Genomic DNA, 1,132 nt, shown 5'->3' with positions numbered 1-1,132 from the left:
GACAAGTAACGAAATCGTTCCTAAACGCTTGTATTCATAATCTCTGCTGAAGGTTTTATGATTCTCATCCGGTGGAAGATCCTCAGAAGTATTTGCTGTAGCCTGTATACCCGGCTTCTCATCATATGAGAGAACGTGAACAATTTGACCATCTTTGGCAAAGGGTAGCAGCTGACCATCTTCATCGAACTGCATTGATAACTGCTTATAGACCAAGAGAACATTGTGCATCTTCTGATCAAAGTCAGGATCTCGCTTACGGCAGTAATACTTTATCTTGTTAGGCTTAATATCTGCCTCTTCAAGTATCGTCCGAACCTTTGACTGACTTATAGTGGAAAGTCTTATGTGACCGGACTCTTCGGCAACCTTATTTATGTGTTTCGTCAGAAGAGCCCTTGTCCATACTTCGGCTGAATATCTAAGTTCTACAGGTTTTTGGCAAGCAATATTTATAATCCATGCTTTTTCATCATCAGTAATCTCTGCGTTGCGACCGCGACCGGGAGCATCCAAAAGGGCATTTTCAACACCACCTTCTTTGAATTTTTTAAGACAAAGCATAACGCTACACCTGTTGATGCCTACTTTATCTGCGATTACATCAATAGCTACACCTTCTGCCTTAAGGAGCAATATTCTTGCTCGACAAACGGTTTGAGCCTGAATAGTTCGTGAACGTGTTTGTGATTTGAGATATTCTCGTTCCTCTGACGTTAATGTTATTGCGGTTGTTTTTCTACCCATGATTTTTTCTCCATATGTACTATATGAATATTATATCATGGAACACTTATTTAATCGAGTTATTTAGAAACTTTTATACTAGATATATATCTGCTCACTGATATCTACTTTTTCTCCATTAATATAAATATTATGTCCCTTTTTCAGTTCTCCCTATTTTTACTGATTATGGTTTTTTCAAATAAAAAGAGAATACTTATACATCTCAAAGTAATATCAAAATATATGTTTACCTTTTTTCATAAACATTATTTATTATACTCATTTTGAATTAATTGCAATTTATAATTTAATACTATACTGATCCAATAGAATATTTCTCAGCCTGTATATTATACATATTAACATATAAGATATTTTGTTCCATGAATTCCCAATTTGAAAA

Annotated in this window: 1 protein-coding gene; it reads right to left on the bottom strand. The window is 34.8% G+C overall.

What is annotated here, in order from left to right; genetic code table 11:
- Positions 1-747: IS630 family transposase (locus HMPREF0381_RS07990; protein WP_008751449.1), on the bottom strand; the 747-nt coding region annotated here is incomplete at its 3' end.
- Positions 748-1,132: the final 385 nt, after the last annotated feature.

The organism is Lachnoanaerobaculum saburreum DSM 3986, from assembly GCF_000185385.1.
Lineage (GTDB): Bacteria > Bacillota > Clostridia > Lachnospirales > Lachnospiraceae > Lachnoanaerobaculum > Lachnoanaerobaculum saburreum.
The sequence above is the reverse complement of the archived record's forward strand: the minus strand, read 5'-3'. Positions and strand labels throughout refer to the sequence as shown.